The organism is Candidatus Rhodoblastus alkanivorans, assembly GCF_022760755.1.
Lineage (GTDB): Bacteria > Pseudomonadota > Alphaproteobacteria > Rhizobiales > Beijerinckiaceae > Rhodoblastus > Rhodoblastus alkanivorans.
The window spans coordinates 1,328,388-1,344,481 of sequence record NZ_JAIVFP010000001.1; the positions used below are offsets into that span (position 1 = coordinate 1,328,388).

Genomic DNA, 16,094 nt, shown 5'->3' on the forward strand with positions numbered 1-16,094 from the left:
AACAGCAGCCCTATTCGGGGGCGTTGCGAGAATGGTCCCGGAGCGCGCCCGTCGCATGATCGTCGAGGATAATTTCGAACTCGCCCCTTGCGGGCTGGCGGTTCTTTCGCCCGGCGGCGTCGTCCTGAAGGCCAATCGCGCTTTTTGCCGCTGGATCGGCTGCGCCGAGCCCAAGCGGGTCCGAGGGAGGAATTTCGCCGATCTGATCGAGGGCGAGGGGGCGGCCTTTTTCGCCGAACTGGCCGTGGCGCTTGCGCGCGCGCCGGAACTCGACGACGTTTTCGTCCTGTTGCGCGGCGAATCCGGGCAGGTGCGGCCGGCCTATGTCAATTTCGTGCTGCGACGCGACGAAGCGGGCGCGCCGGCGTCGATCCACATTGCTGCGACCCGCGGCGAAAGCCGCGCCTTTCACGAGGCCGAACTCGAGCGCGGCAAGAGGGCGGCGGAACAGCTCGCCGCCATTGTCTCGACATCGGCGGACGCCATAGTCAGCGTCGATCCTCAGGGCCGGGTGCTGAACGCCAATCGGGCTTTCAGCGAAATCTTCCAATATGAGCCGGCGGAAATCGCCGGGGCCAATCTCGCCGATCTGATCGTGCCCGAGGAGTGCCGCGCGGATTACGAGGGGAAGCTCGCCAGCGCCGCATTAGGCGCGACGAAGGCGCAGATCGTGCGGCGGCGGCGCAAGGATGGCGCCGTGCTCGACCTCTCGCTTTCGACCGCGCCGATTCGCGACGACAGCGGCGATCTCGCCGCGGTCTCGATGATTTATCGCGACATCGCGCCGCTCACCCGCGCCGCCGAACACATCGAATTCCTGCTGCGCGAGGTCAATCATCGCTCGAAAAACCTGCTCGCCGTGGTTCAGGCGGTGGCGAGACAGACGGCGCGGCTCTCCGCCGATCCCGACGCCTTCATCGACCGTTTCATGTCCAGGCTTTCGGCGATCGGCTGCAGCCACGATCTCCTGGTCTCGCGCGACTGGCGCGGCGTCCGCATCGCCGATCTCACCCGCAACCAGTTCAGCCAGCTCGACGACCAGGCCCGCGAGCGCATCGAAATTTCGGGCGACCTGCTGGAGATCAATCCGCGCGCCGCGGAATCCTATGGTTTGGCGCTTCACGAGCTTTCGACCAATGCAGTCAAGCATGGCGCGCTTTCGGCCCCGGCGGGCAAGGTCGATCTATCCTTCCATCTCGACCGCGACGGCAAATTTTACACCCTGAGCTGGAGCGAGAGCGGCGGTCCGCCGGTGACGGCGCCGGAGCGCTCGGGCTTCGGCGGAACGGTGCTGACCCGCATGGCGCCGCTCGCCATCCAGGGCGAAAGCGTGCTCGATTTCACGCCGGAAGGGCTGCGCTACCGGCTTTCGGCGCCCGTTGCTGAAATTGTGATGGGGTAGCTTTTTCGCCCCATTGCCTGCGTGATTCGCTTCTTTAAGGTGACTCCGGCGATTCGGGCGAACAGGCGGGCATGGCGAGCAAAGCGAAAGAGGGACGGAAACGCGGAGTAGGCTTGCTGCGGCTCGCTATGGCGCTCGCCAGCGTCTGGTTCGCGGCTCCGGCGCGAGCAGGGCCGGCCGAGCAGACCGCGCCGGCGTCGCCACAGCCGCCCGGGCAAGGCGAGAAAGCCGCCGATCTGGAGGCGCGGCGTCACGATTATCAGGGCGTGCAGGACACTCTCGCCCAGTCCGAGGCGCAGAAGAAAAAAATAGAAGCGGAGATCGCCTCCTATCAGAACGATCGCGCCAAGCTCGTGTCCGCCCTGATCGACGCCAAGAAAAAGATCGACGACGACGAGGCGAAGATCGCCGAGACGCAAAGCCGCCTCGATACGCTGACGGGAAGCGAAACGGCGATCCGGCGCTCGCTCGAAAGCCGGCGCGGCGTCCTGATCGAAGTGCTCGCCGCATTGCAGCGCATGGACCGCAAGCCGCCGCCGGCGCTGCTCGCCGAACCGCGCGACGTGCTGCGCGCAATTCGCGCCTCGATGCTGCTCGGCGCCGTACTGCCCGAATTGCGGTCGGAAACCGAGGCGCTCGCCAACGATCTGCGGGACCTCGTTTCGCTGCGCGCCTCGATCGCCAGGGAAAGGGCCGATCTTGCTCGGGAGCTGCTGGCCCAGCGCGACCAGCGGGCGCGGCTGGAGGCCTTGATCGCGGCGCGGCAGCAGTCGATCGGCGCGGCGCGGGAAGCGCTCGCCTCGGAACAGGCGAAAGCGCAGGCGCTCGCCGGCAAGGCGTCAAATCTCAAGGATCTCATCTCGCGCATGGAGAGCGAGCTCGATTCGGCGCGCAGGGCGGCGGATGAGGCGCGAAAGGCGGACGAAGCGCGCGCCAGGCTCACCCAGGAACAGATCGAGGAGGCCAAGAAACGCTTCGCCAATGCGCCGCAGCGCGATCCGGCCCGGCTCGCGCCCGCGATCGCCTTCGCGGACGCCAAAGGCATGCTGTCGCTGCCCGCGTCGGGAAGGATCATCAAATATTTCGGCGCCCCGAGCGATTTCGGCGGCGTCGAGAAAGGGCTTTCGCTCGCCACCCGCCCGAACGCCATTGTTTCGGCGCCAAGCGATGGCTATATCGCCTTCAGCGGTCCCTGGCGCACTTACGGACAACTCTTGATCATCAACGCGGGCGACGGCTATTATGTCGTGTTAGCGGGATTGGCGCGAACAGACGTCGCCGTCGGGCAATTCGTGCTCGCCGGCGAGCCCGTCGGGACCATGGGCGACGGGACGGCTAAGACAGCGGCTGCTGTCGCGATCGGCGCGACGCAGCCGGTTCTTTATGTCGAGTTCAGGAAGGATGGAACGGCTATAGATCCCAATCCATGGTGGTCGAAGTCGGAAATGCAAAGGGTTCGCGGATAATGCGCAAAACATCGCTGGTTCTGCTGGGCGTCGCCATTGGCGCGTCGGCTGTTGTCGTCGGCTCGCACTCGAAGGTTTCGTTCGGCGGCCAGGCCGTGGCCGAATCGGCGGAGGTCTATCGCAGCCTCAATCTGTTCGGCGACGTCTTCGAAAAGGTCCGCGACGATTACGTCGAAAAGCCCAATGACAAGAAGATGGTCGAGTCCGCCATCTCGGGCATGCTGACCTCGCTCGATCCCCATTCGAGCTATATGGACGCCAAAAGCTTCCAGGACATGCAGGTGCAGACGCGCGGCGCCTTCGGCGGCCTCGGCATCGAGGTCATGCAGGAGAACGGCCTGGTCAAGGTCGTGGCGCCGATCGACGACACCCCGGCGGCGCGCGCCGGCATCCTCTCGGGCGACCTCATCACCGCCATCGACGGCGAGAACGTTCAGGGCATGACCCTGAACCAGGCGGTCGACAAGATGCGCGGCGACGTCAACACCAGCGTCAAGCTGACAATTTTGCGCGGTCCCAAGAAGCAGAAGCTCGACGTCAACCTCACGCGCTCGATCATTCAGATCAAGTCGGTGCGCTCGCATGTCGACAAGCCGGACATCGGCTATATCCGCATCACCCAGTTCACCGAACAGACCTTTGACGGCCTCAAAGAGGCCATGACGAAGATCCAGAAGGAAATTCCGTCCGACAAGTTCAAGGGCTACGTGCTCGATCTGCGCAACAATCCGGGTGGTCTGCTCGACCAGTCGGTGGCGGTGGTGAACGCCTTCATCGACCATGGCGAGATCGTTTCGACCCGCGGCCGCAACGCCGACGAAACCCAGCGATACAACGCCCGTCCGATGATGGACATCTCCCACGGCAAGCCACTGGTCGTCCTGATCAATGGCGGCTCGGCCTCGGCGTCGGAAATCGTCGCCGGCGCCCTGCAGGATCATAAGCGCGCGACCCTGATCGGCTCACGCTCCTTCGGCAAGGGCTCGGTCCAGACCATCATCCCGCTCGGCCAGGACAATGGCGCGCTGCGCCTGACCACGGCGCGCTACTACACGCCGTCGGGCCGTTCGATTCAGGCCAAGGGCATCGAGCCTGACGTCGTCGTTCTCGAGGACGTGCCGCCGGAGCTCAAGGGCAAGGACGACACCAAGGGCGAGGCTTCGCTCAAGGGCCATCTGAAGAACGGCAAGGAAGAGGAGCACGGTTCGCAGGCCTATGTCCCGGCCGATGAGTCCAAGGACAAGGCGCTGCATGCGGCTTATGACCTGCTGCGCGGCTCCAAGACCCTCGCCATGCTCAAGCAGGAGTCTGCCGAGGCCGACGCCAAGGCTGCCGAAGCGGCCAAGAAGAACGCCGAAAAGACCGAGGCCAAATCCGACGCCGCGCCCGAAGCAGGCAAGAGCGACGCGGCCGCGCCGGCTCCCAAGACCCCCGCGCCAGTCGTTGCGCCGGCGCCGCCCACCGGATCGCAGACCGAACCGGTCCTCAAGCCCGGGCCGTCCAACGACAAGGCGAATTGATCGCCGACTGATACAGTTTCCGAATGATCCATTGGGAAACTGTATTCCGTTCGAACGGAAATCCGCCCGCTCTCAAGGGATTTCCGCGCGATCCGTTTCCCCGATTGCGGAGCAATCCCGGGGAAACCGTATGAACCATGAGCCGTCTCGACGGGCCCGGCCTGCTTTACTAACCTAAGCAGGCTGGGCCCTAGTGATTCGCGGCCCCTTTGCGACGACGCCATGCTCGACGATCTCGATCGCCCCCTGGGCCAGGACCGCAAGCCGCCGCCAGATCCTGGGCAGAGCCCATTTCGGATCGGCGCGCTGGCCCTAGGCTTTGTCGTGGCGGTCGCGGGCGGTGTTTATCTCTTTTCCGCCAGGAATGACGCTTCCAGTGGCGAACCGGAGGCGGTCGCCGTCATCCAGCCGGCCCCGCCCGCTCCGTCGCCGACGCCCGCGCCCGCTGCCCAAGTCGGCGCCCAAGTCGGCGCCGCACAAGATGGCGCCGCTCACGACGACGCTTCCGGCGCCTCCTCGCAAATCGCGATCGAAAGCGGGGTCAAGGTCGTTCGCGGCAATGCCGGAGCGCCCGGCGCGCTCATCATTCATGTGCCCGACGCGGGCGATTCGGCGCCGCTGCCGCCGGCGCCCGATCGTCGCCTCGTGGAAAAGAGCCGCTTCGGCCCGCTGCCGCGTCGTTCGCGGAACGGCGCGACCCCGGCGCAGGTCTATGCCCGGCCGCTGTCGCTCCAGCCCGCGTTCAAGCCGGGAACGCCGCGGGTCGCTATTCTCGTCGGCGGCATGGGGTTGGACGTCGCGGCGACCGAGAGCGCGATCCAGCGCCTGCCGGGGGCGGTGAGCCTGGCTTTCGCGCCTTATGGCGCCGAAGTCCAACACCAGGCGGCGGAAGCGCGCGCGGCCGGCCATGAAATTCTGCTGCAGACGCCCATGGAGCCTTTCAATTCCGCCGACTCGCCCGGGCCTCACGTTCTGCGGGTCGGCAACGGCGCCAAGGCCCTGGACGATCTGCACTGGCAAATGGGTCGTTTCACCGGCTATATCGGGCTCGTCAATTTTCTCGGCGGGCGCTACACCGCCGATCAGGCCGCGACCCAGTTGCTGATGAAGGATCTTGCCGAGCGCGGCCTCGATTATGTCGATGACGGCTCGTCGCCGCAAAGCCTCGCCAAGGATGTCGCCATCGCCAATGGCGTCGGCTTCGCCAAAGCGGATCTCCGCCTCGACGCCTCGCGCGATCCGGCGTCGATCGATGCCGCCTTGTTCCGGCTGGAGACGCTCGCGCGCCAGAATGGCGTCGCCATTGGCTTTGCCGCCGGTCTGCCGGACTCCATCGAGCGCATCGCGCGTTTCGCCGCCGATCTCAAGAAGCGCGGCGTCGCGCTGATCCCCGTCTCGGCCGCGATCCAGGCCGAAGCCCTCGTCAGTAAAGAAAAGAGGTGACGTTTTGATCGAAGCCTTGGCCTATCGTCCCTGCGTCGGAATCATGTTGCTCAACGCGCAAGGATTGGTGTTCGTCGGGCGCCGAAAGACCAAGCGCTCGTCGGACCTTATCCAGGTCGAGCATGAATGGCAGATGCCGCAAGGGGGCATCGACGACGGCGAGACGCCCTATCGCGCCGCGTTGCGGGAATTGCGTGAGGAGACCAGCGTGCGCAGCGTGAGCTTTTTGGCCGAATCGTCCGACTGGCTCAGCTACGATCTCCCGGGCGATCTGACCAAGAAAACCTGGAAGGGGCGGTTTCGTGGCCAGACGCAGAAATGGTTCGCCCTGCGCTTTACGGGCAAGGAAACGGAAATCAACATCGACGCGCCCAACGGGCACAAACCGGAATTCGACGCTTGGCGGTGGGAGCGGATGGAGCGCCTGCCGGAACTGATCGTGCCGTTCAAGCGCCAGGTCTATGAGGCGGTTTGCACGCGCTTCGCCGCTCTTGCGACGCCATAGACGGGCAGGGGGCCGGGTTCAGCCCTGGACGCGGCCAATTCCCGCCCGCGCGACCGGGTCGTTGGGATTGAGCGAAAGCGCGCGCTGATAGTTCACCAAGGCCTTCTGCCGATCGCCCTGCTTCTCATAGGCGAGGCCAAGGCCAGCCCAGGCGTCGGCGTTGTGGTTGTTGACGTTCAACGCGGCGTTGAAATCCTCGATCGCCTTGTTGGGCTTGCCCAGAGCCAGGAGGCTTTGTCCACGGGCCTCATAAGGCGCGGCGTGGAAAGGATCGCGGTCGATCGCATTGTCGAAATCGGTGACGGCGCGGGCGTTGTCGCCCTTCTTCTGATAGATCAGGCCGCGGGCGTGAAAGGCCTGCGCGCTTTCCGGATTGAGGCGGATCGCCTGGTCGAGATCGCTCAGCGCGGGGTCGAGTTGGCCCTGCGCGCGCTCGAGGTTGGCGCGGCCGAGATAGGCCGGCGCATGATTCGGGTTGGACTGGATCGCGTTCGTGAAGTCCCGCATCGCCGCGGAATTGTCGCCGACCTGGCGCTCGGCCAGCGCGCGGTTGGTATAGGCGGAGGCGTGACGCGGGTCGAGTTTCACGGCTTGCGTGAAATCGGAGATGGCGTCGTTGTAGCGGCCGATCTTGGCGTAGGCGACGCCGCGGGTGTTATAGGCCTCGGGGTCGTCGGGGTGAGCCGCGACGACGGCGTTGAGCGATGCGATATTCGCCTCGACCGCCTTGGGATCGGCGTTCGATATTTCCGCATAGCCGGGGCCTCGGCTGCCGCCGGGGACGGAGTCGCAGCCTGCGAGGGGCGCAGCCAGAGCCGCGAGCGCGACCATGATCAAATATTTGCGATGACCCGCCCTGTCGATCTTAGCCATGTCGATCTCAATCCGGCTCCGCCTCTGTTCCGTCGGGCTCCCCGCGCGGCCGGCGCCTGTTCGATGTTACGGCGCGGGGATGGGCGAGGCGAAAGCTAGCCTCGCATAGTGTAGATTTCCTTACCCGCGCAGCTGTGCCGAGGGGCTCCGGTCGCCGAAGGCTCAAAGCCCTGGGAAAAACCGCGAACGCCCATCGCGTGACGCGAAGGGCGCTCCATTCAAAGGCGCTCCTGTCAAAGGCGCTCGTTTGTCCGCCGCGAGGACTGGTCGCGGCGGCGTCAGCGCGCCGCGACCTTGCCCTTCATCGGCAGCAGGCCTTCGCGCTGCATTTTCTTGCGGGCGAGTTTGCGGGCGCGGCGCACGGCTTCGGCCTGTTCGCGCGCGCGCTTCTCGGACGGCTTTTCATAATGGCCGCGCAGCTTCATTTCGCGGAAAATGCCCTCGCGCTGCATCTTCTTTTTGAGCGCCTTGAGGGCCTGATCGACATTATTGTCGCGAACGAGAACTTGCACGCCTGATTCCTGTGTTTGAAGGGCGCCCTCGGCGCGACGCCGTCTTGGCGCCGGCCAGATTAGCCGTATAGGAAAAGAATTTCTTGCGCTTGCGGAGCGCCGGACCGTTGGATTTCCGATAACAGAAAGCATGGCGCCTGTCCAGATGGTTCCCGCTACGCCCCGGGGATGGGGCGGCCGCGAACAGGCTGAAAGACGGCCAAGAGACGCAGTCCCGACAATGGGCGGGCCTTCCGAATTGTAGATCCAATTCGAAGCGTTCTTTGCTGTATAGAATCGGCTCCTGGAATTTTAGTGACAAAAAGTTGTTTTGACGATTGCCGGTCGAGGCTTGGCGAAATTAGGGTAGGCAGAGCAAATGGATAAGAATGATGTAGGTTTAGCTTAATTTTTATGAATTATTCTGAACGCATGGCGTGCCAAGACGTGGTTGCTTATTTTTACCGCCTTGCAGCAAAACCTATGGTAAGCTAAAAAGCGTGGCCTTTTCGGCCTGCGATCTGGAGCCAGCATGACCTTAACGATTTCATCAGCCCCAGCGACATCGGAGCGCGTCGATTCTTCCGCGCTCGAATGTCTGGTGATCGTCGGCGCGATGCAGGGCCTGCAGCTCACCGTGCCGCAACTTATTCAGGACAGTGCGCTCGAGAGCGCCGAGGTCGATTATGCGCATCTCGTGCATTGCGCGCGCCACGCCGGGATGAAGGCCAAGGCCATTCGTCTCGACTGGGACGGTCTTTCCCATCTGGAAAAGGCATTGCCCGCGATCGTGCGGCTCAAGACCGGCGCCAGCATGGTCCTCGTCGCCATGAATGCAACTCATGAAGAAGCGCCTCAAAGCGTAACTTTGCGTGACCCGAACGCCGCGGCGGATGCTTTGCTGACGCTCGACTGGCTGCAGTTCCAGGAGGCCTGGTCGGGCGACGTCGTGCTGGTGCGCCGCAATTATGATTTGATGGATGAGGAAAAGCCGTTCGGCATGGGGCTGATCGGGACCTTGATCCTGCGGGAACGGAAACTCGTTCGCGACATTGCGCTTTCGGCGTTTGTGTTAAGTATTTTCGCCCTGGCGCCGATCATCTTCTGGCGATTGGTCAGCAGCAAGGTGCTCTATTACAAATCGATGGGCACTTTCACGGTCCTGACTCTCGGCATGGGCGTGATCATTGTCTTCGAGGCCGCCTTCACTTATTTACGTAGTTACCTTCTGTTGTTCCTGGCGTCGCGCGTCGATACGCGTCTGGCCGAATATATGTTCGAACGATTGATCCAATTGCCGGTCGATTATTACGAGCGGACCCAGATCGGCCAAACAATGCATGATGTCAACGAAATCTGGAAGATCCGCGAATTCTTGACCGGGCAGGTGTTCGGGGTGGTGCTCGACTCGCTGGTGCTGCTCATTTTCCTGCCTGTGATGTTCGTGTTCAGCCCAACGCTGACCGCGATCGTGCTCGCCTTCTGCGTGATGATCGTGCTTTGGCTTCTCGGCATGCTGCCGCATGTTCGCAAAGCGACGGGCGCCGTGATCAGGGTCGAAACGGACAGGGCCTCGTTTCTTTATCAGACGCTCGCGGGCATCCGGACCGTCAAGTCGCTGGCGCTCGAAAGCCGTCAGCGGAAGATGTGGGACGTGCATGTCGCGCGCTGCGCCAAGGCGCGCGATAATCTGTCCTGGGTCAGCGCGGTCGCCAGAACCGGCGTCTTGCCGTTTGAACGTCTGGCCGTCACCGGCTCGTTCGCCGTCGGCGTCTATATTGCGGTGACCAGCACGAATAGTGGTTACATGATGGGCTCGCTGTTCGCCTTCCTCATGCTTTCGCAGCGTGTCGCCGGGCCGTTGATGCAAATGGCGGGATTGGTCACCCAGGCGGACGAAGCGCGCGCCGCGGTCGAATGCGTGAGGGGGCTCGTCAACCGCAAGAAGGAGGAAGGCCACGGGGAGGCGGGCGTGCGGAAGACTCTGGAGGGTCAGGTCGAATTCAGCAATGTGCGCTTTTTCTATCCCGGCGGGCTGACGCCGGCGCTCGATGGCGTCAGTTTCGACGTGCCGGTCGGGACGACCCTGGGCGTGGTCGGGCGAAGCGGATCGGGCAAGACCACGGTGACCCGCCTGCTGCAAAGATTGCATTCCGATTACGAAGGGCTGATCAAGATCGACGGTGTGGACGTTCGCGAATATAATATTGCGCACTTACGTCGCAGTCTCGGCATCGTCCTGCAGGAAAACTTCCTCTTCAGCGGCACCATTCGCGAAAATATCGCGGTGGCCAAGGCGGATGCGACTTTCGACGACGTCGTCCGCGCCGCGCGTCTCGCCGGCGCGGAAGAATTCATCGACCGCCTGCCGCGCGGCTATGACACGGTGATCTACGAAGGCTCGCCGAATCTTTCCGGCGGCCAGCGCCAGCGTCTGGCGATCGCGCGCGCCCTGATCGTCGATCCGCGCATCCTCATTCTCGACGAGGCGACCAGCGCGCTCGATCCAGACAGCGAGGCGATCGTCAACGCCAGCATCAGGAAGATCGCTCATGGGCGCACGGTAATCGCCATTTCCCACCGCCTGTCCTCGCTTGTTCATTCGGACGCCATTCTCGTCCTGGAGCGCGGCAAGTTCCTGGACATGGGAACCCATCAGGAATTGCTTGAACGGTGCGAAATCTACGCCGGTCTCTGGCATCAGCAGAACGGCCATATCGAGCGGGCGGCGGTCATCGGCAATTCGAGGGGAACGCGCGGTGTCCACTAAAGCCCCCGCCCAATCCGTCATTCGAAGCTTTCAATCGGATGTAGCCGCAATCCGCGAAGCGCCGCTGCCGCGCTCCGCCATGACGACGTCTCATGTCCTGGCCGGGTTCGTGGTCCTTTTTGGCCTGATCCTGTGGATCGGAAAAATCGACCGCGTCATCCAAAGCACCCAGGGTCAGATCGATCTGGTGACTCCGCCGCAGGTTTATCAGGCCTTCGACCAGTCGATCATTCGGAGCATAAATGTTCGTGAAGGCATGCGGGTGAAGAAGGGGGAAGTCCTCGCGACCCTCGATTCAACTTTCGCAGCGGCCGACGTGACCCAGCTTCGGCAACAAGTGGCCAGCCTGAACGCGGAGATTGTCCGGGACCAGGCGGAACTCGCGGGAAAAGCTCCCGTCTTTACCGGCAATGATGACCCCTATCAGCGTCATTACAATCAGTTGCAGCAAAAACTCTTCCTCGATCGCCAGGCGCAGTATCAGGCCCAGATCAAGAGCTTCGACGATCAGATCAGGCAAACGGAAGCGACCGTCGCCAAGACCAAGAACGATATTGCCCGATATGGCCAACGGTCCGACATTGCGGAACGAATCGAGGGCATGCGCTCGAAGCTTCTCAAGTCGGGAGCGGGGTCGCTGTTGAACGAACTGGAGTCGAAGGACAGCAATATCGAAATGCAGCGCACGGTCGAGAACCTTGCCAATTCGCTCAAGGAATCGGCTGCCCAGCTCGACACCACCAAGGCCAACAGGGACGCCTTCATCCAGCAATGGCGCGCTACCGCCAGTCAGGATCTCGTGACGTCACAGAACAACCGGGATCAGGCCATCGCGTCCCTGGAAAAGGCTAAACGGCACCAGGATTTGGTGAAGCTGGTCGCGGCCGATGATTCGATCATCCTGACGATCGCCAAATTGTCGGTCGGCTCGGTGTTGCAGCCGGGCGACAAATTCATTACCGCAATGCCCTTGGATGAGCCGGAGATCGCAAATATAGAAGTGTCTACGCGCGACGTCGGGTTCATCCGCATCGGCGATCCGGTTACGCTCAAGGTCGACGCCTTCGATTATACCGAACATGGGACCGCTGAAGGCACGGTCAAGTGGATTTCCGAGGGCGCGTTCTGGAACAATGATCAGACCGGTCAGCCAACCGATCCCTATTACAAGGTCGGCGTCAGCATCGATAAGATGAATTTTCATGGTGTGCCCAAGAATTTTCGCCTGATGCCGGGCATGACCCTTGCCGCCGACATTAAGGTGGGACGCCGGTCGGCCGCCATGTACCTGCTCGACGGCGTGTTGCGCGGCTGGGGCGAGGCGATGCGCGAGCCATGAGAAGAGTCGCGCGCCGAATATTGCGGCCGGTTTTGCCGTTGGTCGACCGGCCGACGGTTGGCAGGTTGCGCGCCCGCGCCCAACGCGCTTTCGAAGAAAAATCCTTCCACACGGCGATCCGCCTATGGATGCGCGGCGTCGACGTCGACGATGCGGAGAGCGCCTTTCGCCTTGCCGATCTCTATCAACACGGTTATGGCGCAGTTCATCGCAATCCGGCCCGGGCGGCCGCGTGGTACAAATTCGCGGCCGAACGCGGGCATGCCGAATCCCAGTTGCGGCTTGGGCGCATCATGCTGTTCGGCGCGGCTCCCGTTAGCCCCTCGGAAAAATGGGAGCGGACCGTTCGGGATGAGGCGGCCGCCGCGGCGACATCCAATGCGCTTTTCGCCGCGACTCCAAAGATCGAAAAAGACACCGCCGAAGCCGTCGTCTGGCTGGAGCAGGCGGCGCAACAGGGACTGCCGGAAGCCAGCGCCCTTCTTGGCGTGATCTTTCTTGAGGGTATAGGCGCGGAAAAGGATTTCGCGCGGGCGCGACAATATTTTCTGATGTCGGCGGACCAGGATCAGGCCTCAAGCCAGTTCGGCCTGGGCGACATCCATTATCGCGGGCTTGGCGTCGAGCAGGACCTTGCGCAGGGCGCCGACTGGTATCAGAAATCGGCCGACTTGGGTCACGTGCGCGCGCAGGTCGCGATCGCTACGGTTTATCTTACCGGGCAGGGGCGGGAGCAGGATCTCGAGCGCGCCGCTTATTACATGGGTCGCGCAGCGGAGGGCGGCGACGTTTATGCGGCCTATATGTACGGACGCATGCGTTTCAATGGCGAAGGCGGACCTGTCAATATCGATCGGGCCGAAACCTTCCTGCGCCGGGCGGCGAAGGCGGGCCATCTACCGGCGATTCAGGCGCTGGCCGCCTTTTACAGCCAGGGCGGCCTGGTGGTCCCGGACCTGCGTGAAGCCGCGAACTGGTATCAGGCCGCGGCGGAGAAGGGCGATGTTCAGGCGCAATTCACCATCGGCCGCTTCGCCGCCGAAGGCATCGGCATCAATGTCAATCTCGGCGAGGCGGCGCGCTGGTTCCTGAAAGCGGCGGAGCAGGGACACGAGGTCGCCGCCTATAATGCAGGCGTGTTTTTGAGCTCCGGCACGGGGCTCCCCAAGGATGTTGCTGAAGGCGTGCGCTGGCTCGAATTCGCCGCCGAAAACGGTGTGCCCGAGGCCAAGGTCAAGCTGGCTGAACTCCATATGAAGGGAACTTCCGGAACTCCGGATGTCGGGCGCGCCATGAACCTTTTGCAGGAGGCCTCCGATGCCGGCGACCGGACGGCGAAAACCCATCTCGCCATGATTTACCTTTCGTCAAACCATGGCCCGCGCGATCTGGGGCAGGCGGAAAAACTGCTGCTCGATGCGGCCAACTCCGGCTTTCCCGAAGCCTCGCTTCAACTCGGCCATCTCTACTCGGGCCAGTTCGACCAGGCGGTGGTTCGGCCCGACCAAGCGATGCGGCATTATCTGACTGCGGCCGAGACGGGCAATGTCGTCGCTCAACACATCGTGGGCACCTTGCTGTCCTCCGGCCAGACAACGGCGGCTCAGCTTTCCCAGGCGGTCGAATGGTTCCGGCGCGCGGCGGAGGGCGGCTTCGCCCCCGCCCAATTCCAGCTCGGCGTATTCTATTGCATGGCGCGCGGGGTGGAGCAGGACCTGGAAGTGGCGGTGCGCTGGTACGAGATGGCCGCGGCCAACGAGCACAAAATGGCCATGTACAATCTCGGCGTGATGCTGGTGAAGGGCATGGGCGTGGAAGCCGACGCGGCGCGTGGCGAGGAACTGATCCGGCAATCGGAGGTGGTTCCGGCGGCAAACGCTCCGAAAGCGGCGCCGGCGTCGAACGGATGACGCCGACGCAAAATCGTCCTCAGATTCGTTTGACGAGTTGCCCGAGATAGGCGCCATAGCCGCTCTTCTTGAGCGGCTCCGCGAGCGCCTGGAGTTGCCGCTCGGAAATCCATCCTGAGATGAAGGCGATTTCTTCGGGACAGGCGACCCGAAAGCCGGTGCGCTTTTCCAGGGTGCGCATGAATTCCGCGGCTTCGAGCAGGGAATCCGGCGTGCCGGTGTCGAGCCAGGCGAAGCCGCGCCCCATTTTCTCGACCCGCAATTCGCCGCGCTTCAGATATTCGAGATTGAGATCGGTGATCTCCAATTCGCCGCGCGCGGATGGTTTCAAATCGGCGGCGAATTCGGCGGCGCGCCCGTCATAGAAATAGAGGCCGGTCACCGCCCAGCTCGAGCGCGGCGCCTTGGGCTTTTCCTCGATCGAAATCGCCCGGCCGTTGGAATCGAATTCCACCACGCCGTAACGCTCGGGATCGTGGACGTGATAGGCGAAGACCGTCGCCCCGCGCCCGACCGACGAGGCATTGCGGAGCATTGCTGCAAGGCCGTGTCCGTAAAAGAGATTGTCCCCGAGGATCAGCGCCGATTTCTCGCCGGCGACGAAATTCGCGCCGATGTGATAGGCTTGGGCAAGACCTTCAGGCCGCGGCTGTTCGGCATAGCTCAATTGGATGCCCCATTGCGCGCCGTCGCCGAGCAGGCGTTGGAAAAGCGGCAGGTCCTGAGGTGTGGAGATGATCAGAATCTCCTGAATGCCGGCCAGCATCAAAGTGGTCAGCGGATAATAGATCATCGGCTTGTCATAGATCGGCAAGAGCTGCTTCGAAATGACTTGAGTCATCGGATGCAGGCGGGTGCCGCTGCCGCCGGCGAGAATGATGCCTTTCATCGAACTTTTCCGTTTCAAAGGGGATTTTGCAGGAGACGCGCGACGCAGGCGCGGGCGGAAAGGCGCCAATCGGGCAGGGCGACGCCGAAGACCTTAGCCAGCTTGGAATTGTCGAGGCGCGAATTGGCCGGCCGGCGCGCCGGCGTCGGATAGTCGGCGGTCGCGATGCGGCGCACGCGAACCGGCTTGCGGCCATGGCGCTCGGCCTCGGCGAAAATTTCTTCCGCGAAATCGGCCCAGCTCGCTTCGCCGGAGCCTGACATATGGAAGATGCCGGAAAAAGCAGGATTGGTCGGCTCCGCAAGGCGGCGGCGGGCGATTGCGATCAAGGCGTCGGCGATGTCGAGCGCCGCCGTCGGCGCCCCGCGCTGGTCGGCTACCACCGAGACTTCCTCCCGCGTTTCGCCCAGGCGCAACATGGTGCGCACGAAATTAGCGCCGAAGGGGGCATAGACCCAGGCCGTGCGCAGGATCGTCGCGCGAGGGTCCGCCGCGGCGACCGCCTGTTCGCCGGCGAGTTTGGAGCGGCCATAGGCGCCGATCGGGCCGGTCGAATCGTCTTCGCGCCAGGGCCGGTCGAGCGCGCCGTCGAAAACGTAATCGGTTGAAATGTGAAGAAGCGGCAGACCGCGCGCGGCGGCGAAACGAGCGACCGCGCCGGCTCCGGCGCCATTGATCCGGGTCGCGAGTTCTTCTTCGGTCTCGGCCTTGTCGACGGCGGTGTAGGCGGCGGCGTTTATGATCGCGTCGCCTTCCACGCCGCCAAGGGCGCGCGCGACGCTTGCGGGATCGGCGAGATCGAATTCGGGACGCCCGACGGCGACAATTTCGACGCCCTGGGCTGGGCCGCGCTCCTGCAGGGCGCGCACGACCTGTCCCTGCGTTCCGGTGACGATCAGGCGCATGATGTCGCTCAGTCGAATATTTTGGGGAGGTCGCGCAGGCGCGGGTGCTTGCGGTCCTTGTCGGACAGAACCGCGCCGCCCGGCGGCAATGGCCAGGCGACGCCGAGGTCGGGATCGTCCCAGGCAAGACCGAAATCGTTCGCCGCCGAATAATAACTGGTCACCTTGTACATTACCTCGGTATCGGGATCGAGCGTCACGAAACCATGGGCGAAACCGATCGGCACGAGCAATTGCCGCCAGTTTTCGGCCGACAATTCCACCGCGACATGCTGTCCGAAAGTCGGCGATCTTTTCCTGATATCCACCGCGACGTCGAGGATGCGGCCGCGCGGGACGCGCACCAGCTTGTCCTGGGCGAAGGGCGCCGATTGGAAATGCAGGCCGCGCAAGGTGCCGACATGGGCGGAAAGGGAATGATTGTCCTGGACGAAATCCAGCGCGATTCCGCCCTCCTCGAAGGCCTTTCGATTGTAGACTTCGGAGAAGAAGCCCCGGTGATCGCCGAATTTCTTCGGCGTGATGATCTTGACGTCGGGAATGGCGGTCGCCTCGACCGTGATCGCGCTCATGAGGGGCTT

General features: G+C 63.2%; 12 protein-coding genes and 1 pseudogene. 8 read left to right on the forward strand and 5 right to left on the reverse strand.

The features are described 5' to 3' along the window. Positions 1-31: 31 nt before the first annotated feature. The 5 genes from K2U94_RS06095 (at position 32) to K2U94_RS06115 (ending at position 6,336) form a co-directional block, all read left to right on the forward strand. Positions 32-1,402 carry a PAS domain S-box protein gene (locus K2U94_RS06095; protein ID WP_243066354.1) on the forward strand — a complete coding sequence of 457 codons (1,371 nt, stop codon included), beginning with the start codon at positions 32-34 and terminating at the stop codon, positions 1,400-1,402. Between the two features lie 113 nt (positions 1,403-1,515). Beyond that, positions 1,516-2,868 carry a murein hydrolase activator EnvC family protein gene (locus K2U94_RS06100; RefSeq protein WP_243066355.1) on the forward strand — a complete coding sequence of 451 codons (1,353 nt, stop codon included), beginning with the start codon at positions 1,516-1,518 and terminating at the stop codon, positions 2,866-2,868. Beyond that, entirely contained in the window at positions 2,865-4,388 is a 1,524-nt protein-coding gene (locus K2U94_RS06105) for a S41 family peptidase (RefSeq protein ID WP_439329678.1), read from the forward strand. Before K2U94_RS06100 ends, K2U94_RS06105 begins: the two co-directional genes overlap by 4 nt. Before the next feature lie 222 nt (positions 4,389-4,610). Beyond that, on the forward strand, positions 4,611-5,831 hold the full coding sequence (locus tag K2U94_RS06110) for a divergent polysaccharide deacetylase family protein (RefSeq protein ID WP_243066357.1): 1,221 nt from the start codon (positions 4,611-4,613) through the stop codon (positions 5,829-5,831). A gap of 7 nt (positions 5,832-5,838) precedes the next feature. Next, on the forward strand, positions 5,839-6,336 hold the full coding sequence (locus K2U94_RS06115; RefSeq protein ID WP_243068813.1) for an RNA pyrophosphohydrolase: 498 nt from the start codon (positions 5,839-5,841) through the stop codon (positions 6,334-6,336). An 18-nt stretch (positions 6,337-6,354) separates the two neighbouring features. On the opposite strand, the gene K2U94_RS06120 is transcribed toward K2U94_RS06115, so the two are convergent. Continuing rightward, positions 6,355-7,209 carry a tetratricopeptide repeat protein gene (locus K2U94_RS06120; RefSeq protein WP_243066358.1) on the reverse strand — a complete coding sequence of 285 codons (855 nt, stop codon included), beginning with the start codon at positions 7,207-7,209 and terminating at the stop codon, positions 6,355-6,357. A gap of 293 nt (positions 7,210-7,502) precedes the next feature. Beyond that, a pseudogene (rpsU, locus tag K2U94_RS06125) lies at positions 7,503-7,721 on the reverse strand (30S ribosomal protein S21); the annotation flags it as partial. A 511-nt stretch (positions 7,722-8,232) separates the two neighbouring features. Between rpsU and K2U94_RS06130 the strand changes: the two are divergent. The 3 genes from K2U94_RS06130 to K2U94_RS06140 are packed head-to-tail and all read left to right on the forward strand — an operon-like array spanning position 8,233 to position 13,719. Continuing rightward, positions 8,233-10,470 carry a peptidase domain-containing ABC transporter gene (locus tag K2U94_RS06130; RefSeq protein ID WP_243066359.1) on the forward strand — a complete coding sequence of 746 codons (2,238 nt, stop codon included), beginning with the start codon at positions 8,233-8,235 and terminating at the stop codon, positions 10,468-10,470. After that, positions 10,367-11,809: an HlyD family type I secretion periplasmic adaptor subunit gene (locus K2U94_RS06135; protein ID WP_243066360.1), complete on the forward strand. Its 1,443-nt coding sequence runs from the start codon at positions 10,367-10,369 to the stop codon at positions 11,807-11,809. The genes K2U94_RS06130 and K2U94_RS06135 overlap by 104 nt, the downstream gene beginning before the upstream one ends. After that, positions 11,806-13,719, forward strand: coding sequence for a tetratricopeptide repeat protein (locus K2U94_RS06140; protein ID WP_243066361.1), 1,914 nt, complete (start codon positions 11,806-11,808; stop codon positions 13,717-13,719). Before K2U94_RS06135 ends, K2U94_RS06140 begins: the two co-directional genes overlap by 4 nt. A gap of 19 nt (positions 13,720-13,738) precedes the next feature. Here the strand turns inward: K2U94_RS06140 and rfbA are convergent, their stop codons facing one another. The 3 genes from rfbA to rfbC are packed head-to-tail and all read right to left on the reverse strand — an operon-like array spanning position 13,739 to position 16,085. Beyond that, entirely contained in the window at positions 13,739-14,608 is an 870-nt protein-coding gene (gene rfbA / locus K2U94_RS06145) for a glucose-1-phosphate thymidylyltransferase RfbA (protein WP_243066362.1), read from the reverse strand. A gap of 14 nt (positions 14,609-14,622) precedes the next feature. Then, the gene (gene rfbD, locus K2U94_RS06150) at positions 14,623-15,513 is read right to left on the reverse strand and encodes a dTDP-4-dehydrorhamnose reductase (protein ID WP_243066363.1); all 891 of its coding nucleotides are present in this window, start codon (positions 15,511-15,513) and stop codon (positions 14,623-14,625) included. A gap of 8 nt (positions 15,514-15,521) precedes the next feature. Further along, a complete protein-coding gene (gene rfbC, locus K2U94_RS06155) occupies positions 15,522-16,085 on the reverse strand; it encodes a dTDP-4-dehydrorhamnose 3,5-epimerase (protein WP_243066364.1) in 564 nt (187 codons plus the stop codon). Positions 16,086-16,094: the final 9 nt, after the last annotated feature.

Excerpts from the sequence above, each read along its gene's own strand:
- K2U94_RS06095 (WP_243066354.1), top strand. The coding sequence starts at position 32 with ATGGTCCCGGAGCGCGCCCGTCGCATGATCGTCGAGGATAATTTCGAA.
- K2U94_RS06110 (WP_243066357.1), top strand. The coding sequence starts at position 4,611 with ATGCTCGACGATCTCGATCGCCCCCTGGGCCAGGACCGCAAGCCGCCG.
- K2U94_RS06120 (WP_243066358.1), bottom strand. The coding sequence starts at position 7,209 with ATGGCTAAGATCGACAGGGCGGGTCATCGCAAATATTTGATCATGGTC.
- K2U94_RS06130 (WP_243066359.1), top strand. The coding sequence starts at position 8,233 with ATGACCTTAACGATTTCATCAGCCCCAGCGACATCGGAGCGCGTCGAT.
- K2U94_RS06140 (WP_243066361.1), top strand. The coding sequence starts at position 11,806 with ATGAGAAGAGTCGCGCGCCGAATATTGCGGCCGGTTTTGCCGTTGGTC.
- rfbA (WP_243066362.1), bottom strand. The coding sequence starts at position 14,608 with ATGAAAGGCATCATTCTCGCCGGCGGCAGCGGCACCCGCCTGCATCCG.
- rfbD (WP_243066363.1), bottom strand. The coding sequence starts at position 15,513 with ATGCGCCTGATCGTCACCGGAACGCAGGGACAGGTCGTGCGCGCCCTG.
- rfbC (WP_243066364.1), bottom strand. The coding sequence starts at position 16,085 with ATGAGCGCGATCACGGTCGAGGCGACCGCCATTCCCGACGTCAAGATC.